Below are 16,032 nucleotides of genomic sequence, written 5' to 3' on the forward strand. Positions count from 1 at the left end.
CTAGATGGTAAGGTCAAAGAAAAGGCAAATCCAGCTCAACGATGAGCAGATGCTTTTGATGGCGAGTAATGTTGCGGATATTTACCATCAGTTGTCTCTTGATTTGTTTGATAATGTGGTCGAACGGTTGAGGGAGCGTGGTTCTGTTTATTTAGAAAAGCAGCCGTATCTTTGGCAATTGGATAAGATGAATCAGATGGGCGCGCTTAATGATGAGAATGTCCGTTTGATAGCGGAGAGGTCTGGGATTGCCGAGGAGCAACTCCGTTATATCATTCAGAACGAAGGGTATAAGGTTTATACAACGACAGCAGAGCAATTGGCGGAAGCTATGGGGAATCCAGCGGATTTTGACCCTAAGGTGATGGAGGACTTAATCAGTTATTCCAACCAAGTGATGTTTGATGTGGATAATCTTATCAATACGACATTACCTAAAAGCGTGCAGGCTGTGTATAAGTCTATTGTGGAAGAGACTGTCGCAAAGGTGGTGACGGGTCTTTCAACGTCAGATATGGCTTTGAATGAGACGATTATGAAGTGGCATCAAAAGGGTTTTTATGGTTTTACGGATAAGAGCGGTAAAAACTGGCGAGCAGATAATTATGCTCGTACGATTATCAAGTCAACGGTCATGCGTGTTCGAAATGAGATGCGGACACGGCCTGCAAAGGAACTGGGGATTGATACTTTTTACTATTCGGTTAAGTCGTCTGCTCGTGAGTTGTGCGCTCCTTTACAGCATCAGATTGTGACAACTGGGCTGGCTCGTGTGGAAGCTGGTGAGAAGATTTTGGCTTTGTCTGATTATGGGTATGGGAGTCCGGGTGGTTGTCTTGGAATCAATTGTGGTCATATTCTAACGCCATTTATCCCTGGGGCGAATTATAAGCCTGAATTGGGGGAGGATGTCAGGGGTATCGCTCCTGAGCAGGCCATCGAGAATGCGACGATTGAAGCAAAGCAACGAGCGATGGAGCGGTCTATTCGCTTTAGCAAGGAGCAGTTACATGTGGCTGAAAAGCTCGGCGATGCGGAGCTGATTGATAAGTATAGACTCAAGTTAAGGAAACAGAAACATGCCTTGAAATCTTATCTGAATGAACATAGCTTTTTACGTCGTGATGAGGGACGGGAGAAGTATTATTACAATCCTGATAGCTATGCGAAGCAGGAGGCGAGGTTGAATAAAGAGTTCGAAGAGAAGAAAAGATATCATTTAGAACAGAAAGAAATGAGAGAAAAGTTTGAATCCGCTCTCAAAAATGGTATAATTAAAACAGAACTCAATAACGAAAATTTTGAAAATCATGTTAGAGGGACTAGAGGTTATGAAAACTACCTCAAGAAAAACCTAGCCAAGGGAGCTCCTCCACCAAGTTATCTAACAATTACCAAAGAAGAGTGTCAGGCGCTTATTGATAGGTATGCTGGGACGGGACAATTTAGATACAATCCAAAATCTAACAAAATGCAAGAAATAATCTCGCATGATGGACCTATTGGGACATATATAGACCAGAGGACAGGAGAAATCATCGAGAATGATAAAGATTTTCGTATTCACTATAGTAAAACAGGGGCACATATTGTGCCGACTATACGAGGGAAAAGGAGAAGAAAATGAGCAAGCGGCTTTGGAATTATCTGCGTTCAAGAGTTCGAGTTGTTAACAGCAACGGCGAGATTGTCAATGGTCTTGTTATTGATTTTGTTGATGAAATGGATAATGGCGAACAAGATGAAATTGTTATCCGTGTTGATAGGAAAAATCTTGACGATCCGACAGAAGTCTCTTTGCTTGAGAGCGAGATTGTTTCAATCAATGAATTAAACTAGCGCTTAGTTATCTAGGTGCTTTTCTTGTACTCAAAAGGAGGAATATATGGCTATTAAAGTAAATGTGAGTAGTATAAATTATGGAGATGAAGGTGCAAACCAGTCTTGTTTTGTAGATGTAAGGTTGCGTCTTGAAGGCGGAAAACCCACTGACCGAATGGACAAGTTGTCCACGCTAGTTGCTAAAATAAGCGAAATTGAACTTTAAAACAGTAAGAGCTGTCTTTGAGGCAACGAAAGGAGAAAGGAGAAAAACATGGAACAAGAGCAATATGGAATAACGCTGTTTTTATCAGATGGCAAAACGCTCCACTTTGAGCAGGTGGAGGACTTGGTGTTTTACACTGATTTAGAAACAATGAGTTTTACCTACTTCGGCAAGTCATTCGGAAAACGTCGCAAAGCACAATTTAACTACGCTGAATTGCTTGGTTTTAGCATGGATGAAGGATTGGATTGTGTAAAAAGTTATTCTGAAATAACATTAAAAAGAGAAGAGTTAGGTTATGAATAAACGTATGAAAAAGAAGTATTTGTTGTCATTTCTTGAAAAGAGGGTGGCAGACCTTGAACGCAAGAATGCAGGATTGCTTGCTCAAGTAATCTTGCTTGAAGAAGTGCAAAAGCAAATGGTTAGTCGTGTCGAACAGCTGGAGGAGCGGGTTTCTAAAAACGCTGAGGGAACGAATAAGGAGTTAGACCATTTTCGTGAGGTGACGAAAATGCTTTCGGATAATCAGGATTTTCTTCAAAATGAGATGAAGCGCATGAAAAAACCGTGGTTTAAACGGAAATAATCTAACCGTGTGGATTCCATGCGGTTTTCTTTTGCCCTGGATATGGCGTAAAAGTGTCTGTATTTCAGTCCCTCGTGACGTAAAACAAAGGGGTTAAGACATGGGTCTTAAACGGGAGATGTTGGTGGATGCAGGTATCACAGATAATGCTGTGCTTGACAATATCATGCAAGCGTACGGTGCAGGTATTGAAAACGCAAAAGCGCAGGCTAAGTCTGAGGTGCAGGCAGAAAACGACAGCTTAAAGCAACAACTTGAGCAACAAACCCAAGCTATCAAGGATTTGCAGGAAAAAGAGGGAGCTAGTGAGGAAAGCAAGCAACAGTTGGCGGACTTGCAGGCTCAATTTGACCAGTACAAGATGGATAGTGAGGCGAAACTTGCTCAGGTTCAGAAAACAAATGCTGTGGCTCTTGCTTTGAAAGATGTTGGGGCGTATAATTCGGATGATTTAATGAAATTCATTGACCTAGACAAGATTGAGCTGGGAGAGGATGGGAAGCCTGTTCTTGATGAAACCATTAAAAGTCTGAAAGAAGCTAGTCCGTATCTTTTCCAGAAAGAGACAGAGGCAGCACAACCGCAAATTACAGTTTCAGGGAATCCTTCAGCGGGTACTGACGGAGGGAAAGACCCGTTCCAAACTGTAATCGATAGTTATAAATAAGAAAGGACAAACATATGTCAGGAACACAAAATCAAAATTTACCAGTGCGTCAATACGCACCACAATACAGACAAATTCTATCTACTGTCTTTGATGCAAAGAAGGCTTTTGAAGGTGTGCTTGCGCCTATTCAGGCTTTGGATGGTGTGCAGTTTAATGCCAAGGCTTTTTCTGTTAAGACGAATGTAACACCAGTCGTTGTCGGGACTTACAGCACGGATGCCAATACGGCTTTTGGGACTGGCACAGGTAATTCTACTCGTTTTGGTCAGATGACGGAAGTTATCTATGCAGATACGGATGTTGAGTATAGCTATACTTTATCTATCCACGAAGGGATTGACCGCTATACTGTGAACAATGATTTGAATGCGGCGATTGCGGATCGTTTGAAATTGCAGTCAGAGGCGCAGACTCGCCAAATGAACAAGCGTATCGGTAAATTCTTATCAGATAATGCTGGGGAAACGAAAGCTTTGGCTGATTTCTCAGAAGATAAAATCAAGAAGTTGTTTAATGATATCAATGCTTATGTTATCAATACTGAAATTACAGCACCTATCAAGGCGTATGTTCGTGCGGAGTTATACAATGCCATCGTGGATATGGCGAGCGTGACGACTGCTAAGGGCGCTTCGGTGTCGATTGATACTAATGGTTTGGTGAAGTATAAGAATGTGACTTTGATTGAAACGCCTGCTCAGTATTTTGCTGAAGGGGTACTTGCTATCTTTGCACCAGATGGGATTGTGATTCCGTTTGTTGGGATTCAAACGGCTCGTACGATCGAAGCACAAGAATTTGATGGGGTGAAATTCCAAGCGGCGGCTAAAGGTGGAACTTTTATCCTTGATGATAACAAGAAGGCTCTTATTAAAGTAACTGGTACGATTGTGTAAGGAGGGGTAAATGGCTCTATATGAATCAAAGTGTAATTTGACTTTATTGGCTGAAGGAGAGAGCTTGTTGGTTGGAGATAAGATTGAACTAAGTCAGGCTCGGGCCGATGAAATCAATCAGGTGGTGAGAGGGATTTTTCAAGATATTCCTCAAGCGCTTGTTGCTGTTGAGGTAGAGAATGCTTCGGCGGAGAAACCAAAGCGGAGTCGTAAGAAAGTTGTGGAAGATACTGAGGCGGAATCTTAATCCGCCTTTTTGATTGGAGGTGAGGGATATGGCTTATTTGACAGAAAGAGAGTTTGAAGGATTCGGATTTGAGGAAGTAGAGGATTTTGAACTGCTCGCGAAGCGGGCTGAGGTAGCTATTGACCTCTATACTGGCAATTTTTATTCGGCGGTTGATTTTGAGTCAGACTTTGAACCAAGGAAGAAGGCAGTCAAGCAGGCTATGGCCTTTCAGATTGCTTATCTGGACAGTTCAGGTATTTTGACGGCAGAAGACAAGCAGGCTATGGCTGGTGTGACGCTTGGTCGGACTTCTATCAATTATTCTGGAGGCCGTCAGACGGCTTCTCAGACGCGTTCGTTGGCTGAGCGGTATAATTTATCTTTGGACGCTGAAAGTCTTCTGAGAGGGGCTGGTTTTGGCTATGCGGGGGTGAATTATGATCGCTATTGATAAACGGTTATTGGTTGACTCTGTCATCGTAAAAATCATCCAAAAGAAGGATGACTGGGGGAAAGAGACGTATCAAAAAGTCTCTCTTTCTCCTGTTCGTTTTGACCGTAAGTCTGCTACTGTTGGGACGGCGAATCAGCGGAGTTGGTCTAAGTCTTCTACAATCTTTGTGTATACTCGGTATTGTTCTATGACTATTGACGACAGTTGGTTGAACGCTATTGTCGATGATGGGGATAGGGAGTATAAAATTACGTCGATTACGCCTGTTTATTATCCGCATAACCGCAAGATTTTTTCGTATGAAATCGAGGTGGTGTGATGGTAGATGTCAAGGTTCATGTTGATGTAAAAGGGATTGAGCAGAAAGTTAGCTCGGAAGCACTAGCCAAGGGAAAGCTGGCTATCGCAAATCAGATGTTACTCGATATGGAACGCTTTGTTCCTAAACGAAGGGGAGATTTGAGGACGAGTGGACACGTCAGAAAAGATAGTGTGGTCTATAATGTCCCCTATGCTCGTATTATCTACTATGGTCGTAAGCGTAAGGGGTTCTTTTCTGAAAAGCAACGCCGTTTCTTTTTCGCGAATAAGGATAAGTTGCTGAATCAGCCTAAGACCCCTGGAACGGGTCCACGGTGGGATAAGAAAGCTATTCCGCTTTATTCTGAGAAGTGGGCTGAGGTTGGTTTGAGAGCGATGGGAGTATCGAAATGAATAACAATGATTTTGCGCAGGTCTTGTTAGATTTTATCAATAGCTTAGGTTTGCCTATTAGAGGTGGGCATGATTATCTAAGCGAGACGGAAGGGCTTGTGATTTACCCCTTGCCGGGTGGACAGGTTGATTCAGAGGATATGGCCGGAAATCGAGAGATTAGTTTGCCGTTTGAGATTGCCATGAAATCGCAAGACCAAGAGGTGGTGAATGCGACTTTATGGCAGATTAACACTGCTTTATCGAATTTTGAGTTAGACCTACCTAGTCAAAATGGGTCTTATGTGTTTCAAAAACTGGATGTCAATCAGCCGTTTTTAAACGACTTGAATGAAGATGGTTTTTATATTTATATGCTTGATGTGACTGCACATCTAGAAATTGAGAGGAAAGAAAATGCCTAAAAATAAAAATGCGTTACGAAAACACTATGTTGCTCCTTGGGATTCGGCTAATCCTGATAAGATGCCGACTGATTGGCTGTGGTTGGCGGCTGGAATCAAGAGTGCGGAGCCGGATAATGATGAGAATACGGAAGATGAGGCTTTTTATGATGGTGATGGTACGGAGGAGACAACCATCGTCAGCGTGAAGCGTGGGTATAAGTTTGAGGGGTATTATATCCCTGAGGATAAGGCGCAGGCGCATATTGCGGGTCTTGATTTGAAAGATGGTGATGAGCGTCGTGTGTGGTTTAAGGTGGTTTCGGCCGATAAGAAGAAGCAGCGTGTCGGTGTTGCTACGGTGAAGGACATTGAGATCACGGGTGGCGAAGCTCAGGAGTATGAAAAGTTCGCTTGTTCGATTGGTTGGAATACGAAGCCTGTGGAGTCGGCAGTTGTTGAATAATGGTTAGAGGAGCGTCTTGCTCCTCTTTTTGATATGTAGAAAGGAAGTATAGCTATGGTTGTTATTCAGAAAAAAAGTAATGTGATTCCGATTGATTTTGGGGAATTTGTCTTGGAATATAAAGCGAATGATGCGGGGATTAAGTATCTGGAAGGGTACGGAAAAAATCTGATGGCCAAGTCAAAAGAATTGGCGGAACTGTCTGATGAAGAAGCCCAAGAAGCTGGTTTTGAGTTTGTGAAGGGGTCTTGGAGTGATTTGTTTGACGAGGCTACTTTTAACAAGGTTTATGCTTTTGCGGAAGAGGATAGCGTGATTGCTCTACATTATTTGATTCAAGCGACACAGGGAATCATTTCAGAGTACAAAGAGCGTAATTCACAAGATGTTTTTAAGAAATACTTGAGTGACTAGTATGCTTGATTTATCTAAAAAGTTGAAAGATGAGTTGGTGATAGAGGATAGGGTCTATGCTCTTGATTTGTCTTTTAATAAAATCTTGCTTCTTTTTGAGATGTTGCAGGATGAGGATATTCCGGATTTTGTAAAGCCGCACTTTGCTTTGAGAATGCTGACGGGCGTTAAGTTTGATGAGTTATCTGTCGAAGAAGCTGTCCTTGTTTTTCAGGCGGTGTTTGAGGAACATATTCAGGTTCGGGATAGCAGGCGACAGGCTGAGATGTACGACTTGGCTGGGAATGTCTTGCCTAGTCAGTTGATTGAAGAGGAGGAAAAGCCTCTTTTTAATATCAAGCAGGATACTGATTATATTTATGCTTCTTTTTTACAGGCCTATGGCATTGATCTAATCGATGTTCAGGGCAAACTCCACTGGAAGAAGTTTAATGCGCTTCTTTCGGGGTTGCCGAAGGATACGAAGTTTGCGGAAGTGATGAAGATTCGCTCGTGGAGACCTCAAGAGGGTGAGAGTAAGGAGTATCAGTCACGGATGCGAGCGTTACAGGAGGAATATGCATTGAAAGAATCTGAATAGAAAGGAGGGGTCTATATGGCAGATGGGAAGGTTGTTATTCAGGTTGATTTGAATGGTGATAAGGCTCAGTCGGGTGTTTCTAAGTTGAAGGCTTTGCTAGGCGGGCTTGGCGAAACAGGGGCTAAAGTGGGGTCTGTGTTTAAGTCTGTTTTAGGGGCTAATTTGGTGAGTTCGGCTATTACAAGTTCTATTAGTAGTATTACTAATGGGGTGAAAGGCCTTGTGGGAGAATTGAATAGTTCTTCTAAAACGTGGCAGACGTTTGAGGGGAATATGAAAGCTTTTGGAAAGAGCGCTGATGAAATTGCTCATGTCAAGGGAGAATTGCAGAGTTTTGCGAAGGCTACGATTTATTCTGCCTCGGATATGGCTTCTACTTATAGCCAGTTAGCGGCGGTTGGAACCAAAAATACGACTGAACTTGTAAAAGGTTTTGGATATTTGGCCTCTGCTGCAGAAAATCCTCAACAAGCAATGAAGACTTTATCTACTCAGGCAACGCAAATGGCAGCTAAACCCAAAGTAGCTTGGCAGGATTTTAAATTGATGCTGGAACAAACTCCCGCAGGGATTTCAAAAGTCGCTGAGGCTATGGGTATGACCACGGAGCAATTGATTTCTGCTGTGCAGGATGGGAAGATTGAAACTCAGGCTTTCTTTGATGCCATTATCGAAGGTGGTAAGAGTTTCAAATCTATGGCGGAAGATTTTAAAACTGTTGACCAAGCGATTGATGGTCTCTCTGAGGGGTTAACCAATTCTTTACAGCCTGCTTTTGAAAAGGTGAATCAGTTTGGATTAAGAGCTTTGAAATCGATTGCTGAGAGGATGGATAATCTTGATTTTTCTGGATTTGCGGATAAGTTGGGAAAAGCGTTAGACAGTATCGACATTGAGGGGATTATAAGGAGTATTAGTTCGGGGATTTCTTCTTTGGTGTCGAGAGTTCAGACTTTTTGGCAGGCGTTTTCAAATACGGGGGCGGTTTCTGCTTTTGGGGAAGCAATCAAGAGTATTGCTAGCGCCCTGGGTCGTGTTTGGGATAGTTTAACTGCGTCAAGTGTGTTAACTACCTTAGCTAGTGTTCTTGGGAATGTGATTAAATGGCTTTCACAGGCTGCAACCGTAGCGGCTAATTTTGTCAATTCGCTACCTGCTGGAGCTATTCAGGCGATAGTTGGCGCCTTGGTTGGTTTAGTTGCGGGTTTTAAAGCTTTTAACTTCTTGAAATCCTTTAACCCTTTTAGTCTTTTTAAGCAAAATGCGTCAAGTGGAGTCAACGGTGCTACATCGGTTGTTCGGTCAGCGAGCACAGGCATCAGCTCTATTATCCGCAGTCTTGGTCGAAGTGTCGCTACGGCTGCTAAAGGAATTGGGACAGGGATTTCTACGGCTTTTAAGGGTTTGGGTCAGGCTCTTCAAATGGTGAGTCCTGTTCAAATTCTAGCAGTTTCGGTTGCAATAGTGGCGATTGGTGCTGCGATTGCTTTAGTGGCTACGCAAGGTGAGGGCGTTAAGTCAATTCTTGAAGGGGTTGGCTCTGTCATTGAAAGTTTTGGAACGGCGATTGGGACGGTTGCGTCTATGATAATTGGCGCTTTGGCAGAGGCTTTTGTGACAGTTGCGCCAGTCATTAGTGCCTTTGCGCCTGTTATTGAGGCGGTAGGCGTTGCTATTGCAAATGTAATTACGGCAATTGGTGGTGTCGCTCCTCAGCTAGCGGTATTGGTGAGCGCTTTAGGGAGTGCGATTAGTCAAGTTATTAGTACCTTGACGCCGTTTGTGGAGCAGTTAGGGAATTCGATTAGTCAGATTGTGACGTCGATTGGTTCGGCGATATCGGAGATTGTGACGGCTCTTACTCCAATCGTGGAGATTCTTGCTACGACATTTACGACGGTTGTTCAGATAATAGCAGATGCGGTTGTGCGAATTGTAGAGGCTCTTGCTCCGTTTATGCCTGAGGTGGCTCGGGTTGCTGAGGCAGTATCTAGGGCGGTGGAGTCGATTGCGAATGCTTTTACGGCGTTAGTGAGTCAGATTGCGCCGATTATTGATAGTATTGCAGGTTTGGTTCGTAGTTTTGGGGAGACCATTAAGACTATTCTTGAGGGTGTTGGCGATGCTGCTAAGGCATTTGGTGAAGCTTTTAAGACTGGTTGTGAGGGTGTTTCTGGGATTATCGAGTCTATCGGAAAGGCGATTCATGAAGCTTTAGATGGTGTTGCAGATATTATTCATGCAGTTGGTGATGCTGCTAAAGATGTGGCTTCGGCTTTTACTGAATTTAGTAAGGCTTTGAAGCCTATTGCAGACCATGGTGTGTCGGCAGCGGCTGGCATTGCGGCGGTTGCTGGGGCTGTAACTGGTTTAGGAACGGCTTCTTACGCTGGTAATTTGGTCGGATTTACAAAAGATTTGGATAAATTGGACACTGTTTTCTATAATTTGTCTAATAGAGCTTCTAGCTCTGCTTCTGCATTTTCGATGATTGGGTCGGCTTTGTCGGTGATGGGAATAGCCTTTCAGCAGTTGTCTGGTGTGATGCCTACGATTGATACAGGTTTTCAGAGTTTGAGTGTGGCAGTAGGGGCAATGGCTCCTCAGTTATCTCCGTTGACGAGTGCTTTTGGTTTGTTGGCTCCTGCTATGACGATGGTCGGCAGTTCTATTTCGATTGTTGTAACTGGTTTTACGGCTTTGGGAGGTGTTCTTCCGCTTGTTAGTGTGAATATGGCAAGTCTGGGCGTTAGTTTGCAGGCAGTGCAGGCTAGTATGCTTGCGTTAGGTTCATCTGTTACTCAAGTTTCGGCTGGAATTCAGGGGGCGATGGCTGCTATTGGCTCTACGGTTCAGTCAGGTATGGCACAGATGTCGGCTACTATTTCTTCTGCGATGAGTCAGACGGTATCGAGGGTTCAAAGCTCTATGAATCAGATGGTGAGTGTAGTAAGAACGGCTGGGAGTTCGATGGCGAGCGCTGGGCAACAGGCTGGTACAAAGACAGGTCAAAATATTGTAAACGGCATTAGAAGTGCTATGGGTGCTTTGCGAGCTGTGATGAATCAAGCGGTGAATATTGTTCGTTCGAGTGCGGGTGCTGGTCGAGCTGCGGGGCATTATGTTGGTTCGATGATTGGGCAAGGTGTAGCTGATGGAATGTGGTCTGCGGTCGGGTCTATCGAAGCGGCAGCGGCTCGAATTATTGATGCGGCGAATCGTGCGGCTCAAGCTAAAGCGCAAATCCATTCTCCATCTCGTTTGTTTAGAGATAAGGTCGGTAAGTATATCTCGCAAGGGATTGCGGTTGGGATTGATGAGAACGGCTATGCGGTAGAAGATAGTTTGAACTATATCAATGATCAAGTGAACGGCTTTAAGTTTGGTGCTGAAAGTGTGCTTGGATTTTCTAGCGGTCTTGCTTTTGCGGGAGCTGGTGCTCTGTCTAGCTCTAGTACGGTCACAAATAAGACGAATAACTATGAGTCGTTGCTCAAAATTGAGCGTTTTGAAAATCATTCGAATCAGGATGTTAGAAGTTTATTTGAACAGCTTAAATTTTTGGCAAGGGAGGAGAAGGATAGATTATGATTACGAAATTTATCACGTATAGGGGGATAACGAGTAAGTCGCTTGGTTTGCGAATCATCGATGATGTGTCTTTTGAATCTCCTGAGCGTGATGTGGAGTTGATTGAGATTGCGGGGAGCGACGGGGCTAAAATCCATGATAATAAGAGGCTGAGGATGGCGAATTACTCTTTGCCTTTTTCTTTGTATGCGACGCAAAAAAGCGTTGATGAGGTCATGGAGCAGTTGAACGGTTGGCTTTTGTCAGGTCGTGCGGAATGGTCTGATTTTGAAAAGAGTTGGGACTCTGATTATTTGTATAAAGCGACTTTTTACGAGAGTTTTTCTATCGAGGGAAGTTTGCGAGCACGAAAGAAGTGTATCTTGAATTTCAAGTTGCACCCGATTAAGTATCTAAAATCAGGTATGGATAAGATAGTGGTTACGAATGGAATGACTTTGAAAAATCCTCTTGCAAGACCAAGCAAGCCCTTGATTAAGCTGATTGGGACGGGCGATGTGACTTTGACGGTTGGGACGAGTATTCTGCGTTTAAAGGGCGTTTCTGGGCATATTATTATTGATTGTGCTACGGAGTCAGCTTCTTACGAGAATAAAGAACCGCAGTATGACAAGGTGTATTCCTATCCGTTTCCGGTTTTACAGTCGGGGTTGAATGTGATTTCTTGGGATAATCAGGCGTTTCGAGTTGAGATAACGCCTAGATGGGAGGCGGTTGTGACATGAGTTATCCGATTTTGTATGCGGCGAATGAGACGAATTTCAAGCATTTGGGGGTGTCGGTTTTGTCTGATGCGTCTAAGTGTTTGGTGACTCGTGAGCGTAATGGCTTGTATTTTTTGGAGATGGAGTATCCGATTGATGGGAAGGATTTCAAGAAAATCAAGAAGGATATGATTATCCGTGTGGATGCGGGGTATCGGACGAAGAAGCAGCGGTTTGTGGTTTCTAAAATCACGGATAAGATGAATGGCTATGCGGAGATTTATTGTCGTCATATTGCGATTGAGCGGATTTCTAAGAATGCTTTGCGTCCGAATGTGACGGTTGTTGGAACTGGTGCGAGTGCGCTTGAGATGTGGCGACAGAATTTGATTGATTCGTCTGTTGATTTTGCGACGTGGTCGAATGTGACGACTCAGGGGAGCGCTAGCTGGGAGATTGAGAATTACGAGAATGCCTACCAGGTGTTAGGGGGTAAGGCTGGCTCTATTCTGGATGTCTGGGGTGGCGAGTATGAGTTTGATAATCTGACGATTAAGTTGTGGGATAGTCTTGGGCGTAAGACATCGAATATCATTGCTTATGGGCGTAATTTGCTTGATTTGGAGCAGGAAGATGAGATTTTAAGCACGTATACGTCTGTTTATCCGTTTGCGAAGAAGACCGAGGGCGAGACGGAGCAGTTGATTGTCTTGTCGGAAGGGATTGTGGATAGTCCACATGTGGATAAGTATGCCAAGCGTAAGATTTTGAAACTGGATTTGTCGAGTGATGAGAATATCAAGAGCGAGGACCAGTTACGAAAGGCGGCGCAACGCTATATTAAGTCTAATCGTGTCGGGGTGCCTAAGACGAAGTTGACTATCAAGTATCAGGATTTGTCTAAGGTTCATGGAATCTTTGATAATGAGGTTTTGGAAGAGACGGACTTGTGTGACAAGGTCAAGGTTTATTATGAGGATTTGGGTATTGCCAATGACGAGGCCAAGGTTACGAAGGTTGTTTGGAATGTTTTGCTTGATGAGAATGAAGAGATTGAGGTTGGCGATAGTCGGTCGAATTTTTCGGATTCGTTAGGGATTAGCTCTGCTGTTGAAAGTGGTATCAGGCAAGGCACGTCAGGGATGAAGTCGGATTTTGATAGGTTAATCGAGGAGCAGATAGCTGTTTGGAATCGGCGTTTCGAGGAAGAGCGTGAAAAGATTGAAGATAGTGTCAAGGAAGGCATCGAACAGGCCAAAGCGAAAGCTGAACAAACCAAGGCGGAGCTTGCAGAGGAAATCGAAGAAAAGCTGGCTGAACAGGGCGCGGAAGCCAAAAAGTTGCTGGAGACCTTTCAGTCTTCTGACTTGGATAAATTGCGCAAGCAGATTGAGGAGACGTCTGAGACGGCGCGGGTCAATGCGGAGTTGATCGGCGGGGATGGGTCAACCTCTTACAACAAAAACCGCTTGGCAGGTGAGACGGAGCGGACGATTGCACTGGGGACGGACTATGTGACGGTCGGGCATAACGGAAATGGCTTTGAGGTCGGCAAGACCTATGTCATCTCATGGGATGCGGTCTGTACGCCTTATGGGAATCGAAAGCTTTCGGTGGTGCTTGAGGCGAGTCCTTATCTGGGGAGTGGGCATCTTCAGCTCCATCCGACAGATAGTCGTTTTCCAAGTATCGAGCAGGCCTTATCGGAACGAGAGTCGAGCGTGCTCAGTGTCTACTATGGCACCTACAGGGTGCACTATGCCAGTGACTGGTATCAGGATGCGACGGCGCAGTTTACAGTGGCCGATGATAAGAATAAGCTCAGGCTTGCGCTTGCCTTGAAGCAGGCAGCTGATGGCAATCTCGCCAACAAGTATGAAGGGAGCTGGTCAGATAAGCCAGCCCTAATCTTAGATGGAGGAAATGGATGACAACAGAAAAAATCCCACTCAGGGTACAACACAAGCGCATGAGCGCTAGCCAATGGGCGTCTAGTAGCTTGATTCTGCTAGAAGGTGAATTGGGCATTGAGACGGACACCGGTAAGGTGAAAGTTGGGGATGGGCGCAGTCGCTTTTCTGCCTTGCAGTATCTGACGGGGCCAAAGGGTGAGAAGGGAGACAGGGGAGTTCCTGGCGAAACTGGCTCAGCTGTGACCATCACTTCTACGACAAAAAGCAATGGCGTGACGACAGTCCGATTTAGCACTGGCCAATCGATTACGATTAATGACGGAGTGGTTAGCTTCGAAGCTCTGACCCCTGCTCAGAAAGCGAGCTTAAAAGGTGACAAGGGAGAGCGTGGCGAACGTGGCGAAGCGGGTCCGATGCCTACCATCACCATCAATTCGTCTGGTATCTGGGAAATCAATGGCCGAAGCACAGGTGTCTCTGGTCGTGGTCAGGCTGGCGCAACGGGTCAACGTGGCCTAACAGGTCCAGCAGGTCGAAATGGCGAGAAAGGTCAAAAAGGCGATAAGGGAGACAGAGGGGCAGATGGTGCACCTGGTCAAAATATTGTCAACCAACGTACCAATCAAGCCATGAAATACTGGTTTGGCTCAAAGGCAGACTATGACCGCATCTACAACAAAGATACCAATACCATCTATGACGTTTACGAATAGGAGGCGCTATGGCAAGACAGGGAATTTTCGTAGGTGGTAAGGAAGTCACCAAGCGCTATGTTGGGACTCACTTGGTCTGGCAGAAGTCGGGTGCCAGTGGGACGGTCTTGTTGAGCTTGAAGAATGTTAGTTGCTCGGTGTCGTATGATAGTTATCGTCCAGCCATTATCGTCAACACCACTCCAGCGGTTATTGACACACGGAGAATCACGGGTGTGACGATTAACGGTAAACAGATTGGCAAGGTGGCAGTGAGTTATGATCCAGGACGGCATGGCTCAAGTAGTTTCACGCTTTTATTCCCAGACCAGCAGGCGATGGGAAAGGGCTTGGACGCTGTGGGTTGGCAACGCTATAGCGGCTATTATCAGAATGTAGCGATTGATTTTTACGGAGTATAGGACATGGATATTACAATTCAACAGACCCGCTCGAAGGCGCTTGAAAAGGACGGGCGGTATTATAAGGTGTTTACCCCTCGCAGTCCTGATGAGGTGGTGAAATTGCACCATATGGGCTGTGTGGGGGATACAGTTGCGCGCAATATTCAGATTGAAAAGGGGACAAGTCCGTCTAGCTTTGCCTCTCCTGTGACCACAAGTCGTGCGTTGACGGGTTTGTTTAAGGATATGCGGGATATCAATATCGAGTTGACAGACCAAAATAGCCCGCTCTGGGGGAGAATTCGTGCTAATAACAGGGGGATGTTAAGCGAGTTTCTGGATAGGGATGTGAGGAGCGCCCTAGCGCAGACCAGTAGCTCTATTCTCGCTCAAGTCGAGGCAAAAGACCAAGGCAATATCAAGCGTTCGGAGTTGATACTGGATAACAATGGCTTTGTGACGAAGGTCGGTAAAACCATCAACGGGACGACTCTAGCGACCATGATTGCCCAGAATGAGCGAGATGTGTCGATTATTGCGCAGAAGTTCAAGGTGACAGGTGACATGTTGGTCGATGGTGCCATTACGGCAAGAAAGCTTGATACCAATAGCGTCCGAACAGGGATTCTGACGGCGGGGTCGATTACGGCAGATATGATTCAGTCGGGCGCTATCACGGGTGACAAGCTAAAGGTCGATACGGCTTTGATTAATAAACTCGCCACCAACAGTGCCTTGATTGATAACTTGGTCGCAAAGGATGCGTTTATCACTAAGCTTCAGTCGGTGGATTTGGATGCGTCGAGAATCAAGAGTGGGGTGTTGAAATCTAAAAACGGCAGCGTCACTTGGAATTTAGATGCGAATAGGCTTGATTTTTATACTGGAGCTGGTATCGAATTTCATGATTGGGATAATTATATCAAGTTTCATTCTGGTGGTTCAGTTGCTTTTATACAGCCAACGGTTCGTCAAGGAACAAATCGTGCCGCCTTGGCGATAGGAGTTAATGGCAATAACTCAATTGATTCAAACACGGGTGCCTTTGCAGGTATAAAAATCTTCAAGGATAATCTTTGGGATAATGTGTCTATTTACGGAGATACGATCCAGTTAACGAGTGGATTTAATGAAAATCACGCTCTTTTTATTGATGTAGTGAAATTTAATGGAGGCTTCAATTTAGGGGATATACTCCAAACGTTCAATGAAAACTTTAAGAGTTTGAGCAACGGAAAACCAGGTGATGTTTTGACTTGGAATAAAATTTATGGATAAGAGGAGAG

The 16,032-nt window shown here is 44.7% G+C and carries 21 protein-coding genes; all 21 read left to right on the plus strand.

The annotated features are described in order from the left end of the window. Window positions 1-4 precede the first annotated feature (4 nt). The 21 genes from A4H00_RS04840 (at window position 5) to A4H00_RS04935 (ending at window position 16,024) form a co-directional block, all read left to right on the plus strand. Window positions 5-1,627: a phage minor capsid protein gene (locus A4H00_RS04840; protein WP_067087785.1), complete on the plus strand. Its 1,623-nt coding sequence runs from the start codon at window positions 5-7 to the stop codon at window positions 1,625-1,627. Beyond that, window positions 1,624-1,839, plus strand: coding sequence for a hypothetical protein (locus tag A4H00_RS04845; RefSeq protein ID WP_067087787.1), 216 nt, complete (start codon window positions 1,624-1,626; stop codon window positions 1,837-1,839). The genes A4H00_RS04840 and A4H00_RS04845 overlap by 4 nt, the downstream gene beginning before the upstream one ends. 46 nt (window positions 1,840-1,885) lie before the next feature. Then, entirely contained in the window at window positions 1,886-2,047 is a 162-nt protein-coding gene (locus tag A4H00_RS11835) for a hypothetical protein (RefSeq protein ID WP_157770986.1), read from the plus strand. 48 nt (window positions 2,048-2,095) lie between these two features. Next, window positions 2,096-2,353 carry a hypothetical protein gene (locus tag A4H00_RS04850; RefSeq protein ID WP_067087789.1) on the plus strand — a complete coding sequence of 86 codons (258 nt, stop codon included), beginning with the start codon at window positions 2,096-2,098 and terminating at the stop codon, window positions 2,351-2,353. Continuing rightward, entirely contained in the window at window positions 2,346-2,636 is a 291-nt protein-coding gene (locus tag A4H00_RS04855; protein WP_067087791.1) for a hypothetical protein, read from the plus strand. Before A4H00_RS04850 ends, A4H00_RS04855 begins: the two co-directional genes overlap by 8 nt. A gap of 100 nt (window positions 2,637-2,736) precedes the next feature. After that, window positions 2,737-3,303: a phage scaffolding protein gene (locus tag A4H00_RS04860; protein ID WP_067087793.1), complete on the plus strand. Its 567-nt coding sequence runs from the start codon at window positions 2,737-2,739 to the stop codon at window positions 3,301-3,303. 14 nt (window positions 3,304-3,317) lie between these two features. Further along, window positions 3,318-4,202, plus strand: coding sequence for a phage capsid protein (locus tag A4H00_RS04865; protein WP_067087794.1), 885 nt, complete (start codon window positions 3,318-3,320; stop codon window positions 4,200-4,202). Window positions 4,203-4,212: 10 nt separating this feature from the next. Beyond that, a complete protein-coding gene (locus A4H00_RS04870; protein WP_067087796.1) occupies window positions 4,213-4,449 on the plus strand; it encodes a hypothetical protein in 237 nt (78 codons plus the stop codon). Between the two features lie 28 nt (window positions 4,450-4,477). Next, window positions 4,478-4,882, plus strand: a complete 405-nt coding sequence (locus A4H00_RS04875; RefSeq protein WP_206281836.1) for a hypothetical protein — start codon at window positions 4,478-4,480, stop codon at window positions 4,880-4,882. Continuing rightward, window positions 4,869-5,204 (plus strand): putative minor capsid protein, encoded by a 336-nt coding sequence (locus tag A4H00_RS04880; RefSeq protein ID WP_067087800.1) that lies wholly within the window; start codon window positions 4,869-4,871, stop codon window positions 5,202-5,204. The genes A4H00_RS04875 and A4H00_RS04880 overlap by 14 nt, the downstream gene beginning before the upstream one ends. Beyond that, complete coding sequence (locus A4H00_RS04885) at window positions 5,204-5,599, plus strand: minor capsid protein (protein WP_067087802.1); 396 nt, start codon at window positions 5,204-5,206, stop codon at window positions 5,597-5,599. Before A4H00_RS04880 ends, A4H00_RS04885 begins: the two co-directional genes overlap by 1 nt. Beyond that, entirely contained in the window at window positions 5,596-6,003 is a 408-nt protein-coding gene (locus tag A4H00_RS04890; protein ID WP_067087804.1) for a minor capsid protein, read from the plus strand. The genes A4H00_RS04885 and A4H00_RS04890 overlap by 4 nt, the downstream gene beginning before the upstream one ends. Further along, window positions 5,996-6,448 carry a phage tail tube protein gene (locus A4H00_RS04895; RefSeq protein WP_067087806.1) on the plus strand — a complete coding sequence of 151 codons (453 nt, stop codon included), beginning with the start codon at window positions 5,996-5,998 and terminating at the stop codon, window positions 6,446-6,448. The genes A4H00_RS04890 and A4H00_RS04895 overlap by 8 nt, the downstream gene beginning before the upstream one ends. Before the next feature lie 54 nt (window positions 6,449-6,502). Continuing rightward, window positions 6,503-6,862, plus strand: a complete 360-nt coding sequence (locus A4H00_RS04900; protein ID WP_067087808.1) for a hypothetical protein — start codon at window positions 6,503-6,505, stop codon at window positions 6,860-6,862. Between the two features lies 1 nt (window position 6,863). Beyond that, window positions 6,864-7,442, plus strand: coding sequence for a Gp15 family bacteriophage protein (locus A4H00_RS04905; RefSeq protein ID WP_067087811.1), 579 nt, complete (start codon window positions 6,864-6,866; stop codon window positions 7,440-7,442). A gap of 15 nt (window positions 7,443-7,457) precedes the next feature. After that, window positions 7,458-11,033: a tape measure protein gene (locus tag A4H00_RS04910; RefSeq protein WP_067087813.1), complete on the plus strand. Its 3,576-nt coding sequence runs from the start codon at window positions 7,458-7,460 to the stop codon at window positions 11,031-11,033. After that, window positions 11,030-11,758: a hypothetical protein gene (locus A4H00_RS04915; RefSeq protein WP_067087815.1), complete on the plus strand. Its 729-nt coding sequence runs from the start codon at window positions 11,030-11,032 to the stop codon at window positions 11,756-11,758. The genes A4H00_RS04910 and A4H00_RS04915 overlap by 4 nt, the downstream gene beginning before the upstream one ends. Beyond that, entirely contained in the window at window positions 11,755-13,668 is a 1,914-nt protein-coding gene (locus A4H00_RS04920; RefSeq protein WP_067087817.1) for a phage tail spike protein, read from the plus strand. Before A4H00_RS04915 ends, A4H00_RS04920 begins: the two co-directional genes overlap by 4 nt. After that, a complete protein-coding gene (locus A4H00_RS12315; protein WP_067087819.1) occupies window positions 13,665-14,363 on the plus strand; it encodes a hyaluronate lyase N-terminal domain-containing protein in 699 nt (232 codons plus the stop codon). Before A4H00_RS04920 ends, A4H00_RS12315 begins: the two co-directional genes overlap by 4 nt. Before the next feature lie 8 nt (window positions 14,364-14,371). Beyond that, a complete protein-coding gene (locus A4H00_RS04930; protein WP_067087821.1) occupies window positions 14,372-14,764 on the plus strand; it encodes a hypothetical protein in 393 nt (130 codons plus the stop codon). 3 nt (window positions 14,765-14,767) lie between these two features. Beyond that, complete coding sequence (locus A4H00_RS04935; protein ID WP_067087823.1) at window positions 14,768-16,024, plus strand: gp58-like family protein; 1,257 nt, start codon at window positions 14,768-14,770, stop codon at window positions 16,022-16,024. Window positions 16,025-16,032: the final 8 nt, after the last annotated feature.

The organism is Streptococcus marmotae (assembly GCF_001623565.1).
GTDB lineage: Bacteria > Bacillota > Bacilli > Lactobacillales > Streptococcaceae > Streptococcus > Streptococcus marmotae.

Excerpts from the sequence above, each read along its gene's own strand:
- A4H00_RS04880 (WP_067087800.1), top strand. The coding sequence starts at position 4,869 with ATGATCGCTATTGATAAACGGTTATTGGTTGACTCTGTCATCGTAAAA.
- A4H00_RS04840 (WP_067087785.1), top strand. The coding sequence starts at position 5 with ATGGTAAGGTCAAAGAAAAGGCAAATCCAGCTCAACGATGAGCAGATG.
- A4H00_RS04850 (WP_067087789.1), top strand. The coding sequence starts at position 2,096 with ATGGAACAAGAGCAATATGGAATAACGCTGTTTTTATCAGATGGCAAA.
- A4H00_RS11835 (WP_157770986.1), top strand. The coding sequence starts at position 1,886 with ATGGCTATTAAAGTAAATGTGAGTAGTATAAATTATGGAGATGAAGGT.
- A4H00_RS04915 (WP_067087815.1), top strand. The coding sequence starts at position 11,030 with ATGATTACGAAATTTATCACGTATAGGGGGATAACGAGTAAGTCGCTT.
- A4H00_RS04870 (WP_067087796.1), top strand. The coding sequence starts at position 4,213 with ATGGCTCTATATGAATCAAAGTGTAATTTGACTTTATTGGCTGAAGGA.
- A4H00_RS04875 (WP_206281836.1), top strand. The coding sequence starts at position 4,478 with ATGGCTTATTTGACAGAAAGAGAGTTTGAAGGATTCGGATTTGAGGAA.
- A4H00_RS04860 (WP_067087793.1), top strand. The coding sequence starts at position 2,737 with ATGGGTCTTAAACGGGAGATGTTGGTGGATGCAGGTATCACAGATAAT.
- A4H00_RS04905 (WP_067087811.1), top strand. The coding sequence starts at position 6,864 with ATGCTTGATTTATCTAAAAAGTTGAAAGATGAGTTGGTGATAGAGGAT.
- A4H00_RS04865 (WP_067087794.1), top strand. The coding sequence starts at position 3,318 with ATGTCAGGAACACAAAATCAAAATTTACCAGTGCGTCAATACGCACCA.
- A4H00_RS04885 (WP_067087802.1), top strand. The coding sequence starts at position 5,204 with ATGGTAGATGTCAAGGTTCATGTTGATGTAAAAGGGATTGAGCAGAAA.
- A4H00_RS04845 (WP_067087787.1), top strand. The coding sequence starts at position 1,624 with ATGAGCAAGCGGCTTTGGAATTATCTGCGTTCAAGAGTTCGAGTTGTT.
- A4H00_RS04910 (WP_067087813.1), top strand. The coding sequence starts at position 7,458 with ATGGCAGATGGGAAGGTTGTTATTCAGGTTGATTTGAATGGTGATAAG.
- A4H00_RS04895 (WP_067087806.1), top strand. The coding sequence starts at position 5,996 with ATGCCTAAAAATAAAAATGCGTTACGAAAACACTATGTTGCTCCTTGG.
- A4H00_RS04935 (WP_067087823.1), top strand. The coding sequence starts at position 14,768 with ATGGATATTACAATTCAACAGACCCGCTCGAAGGCGCTTGAAAAGGAC.
- A4H00_RS04920 (WP_067087817.1), top strand. The coding sequence starts at position 11,755 with ATGAGTTATCCGATTTTGTATGCGGCGAATGAGACGAATTTCAAGCAT.
- A4H00_RS12315 (WP_067087819.1), top strand. The coding sequence starts at position 13,665 with ATGACAACAGAAAAAATCCCACTCAGGGTACAACACAAGCGCATGAGC.
- A4H00_RS04930 (WP_067087821.1), top strand. The coding sequence starts at position 14,372 with ATGGCAAGACAGGGAATTTTCGTAGGTGGTAAGGAAGTCACCAAGCGC.
- A4H00_RS04855 (WP_067087791.1), top strand. The coding sequence starts at position 2,346 with ATGAATAAACGTATGAAAAAGAAGTATTTGTTGTCATTTCTTGAAAAG.
- A4H00_RS04890 (WP_067087804.1), top strand. The coding sequence starts at position 5,596 with ATGAATAACAATGATTTTGCGCAGGTCTTGTTAGATTTTATCAATAGC.
- A4H00_RS04900 (WP_067087808.1), top strand. The coding sequence starts at position 6,503 with ATGGTTGTTATTCAGAAAAAAAGTAATGTGATTCCGATTGATTTTGGG.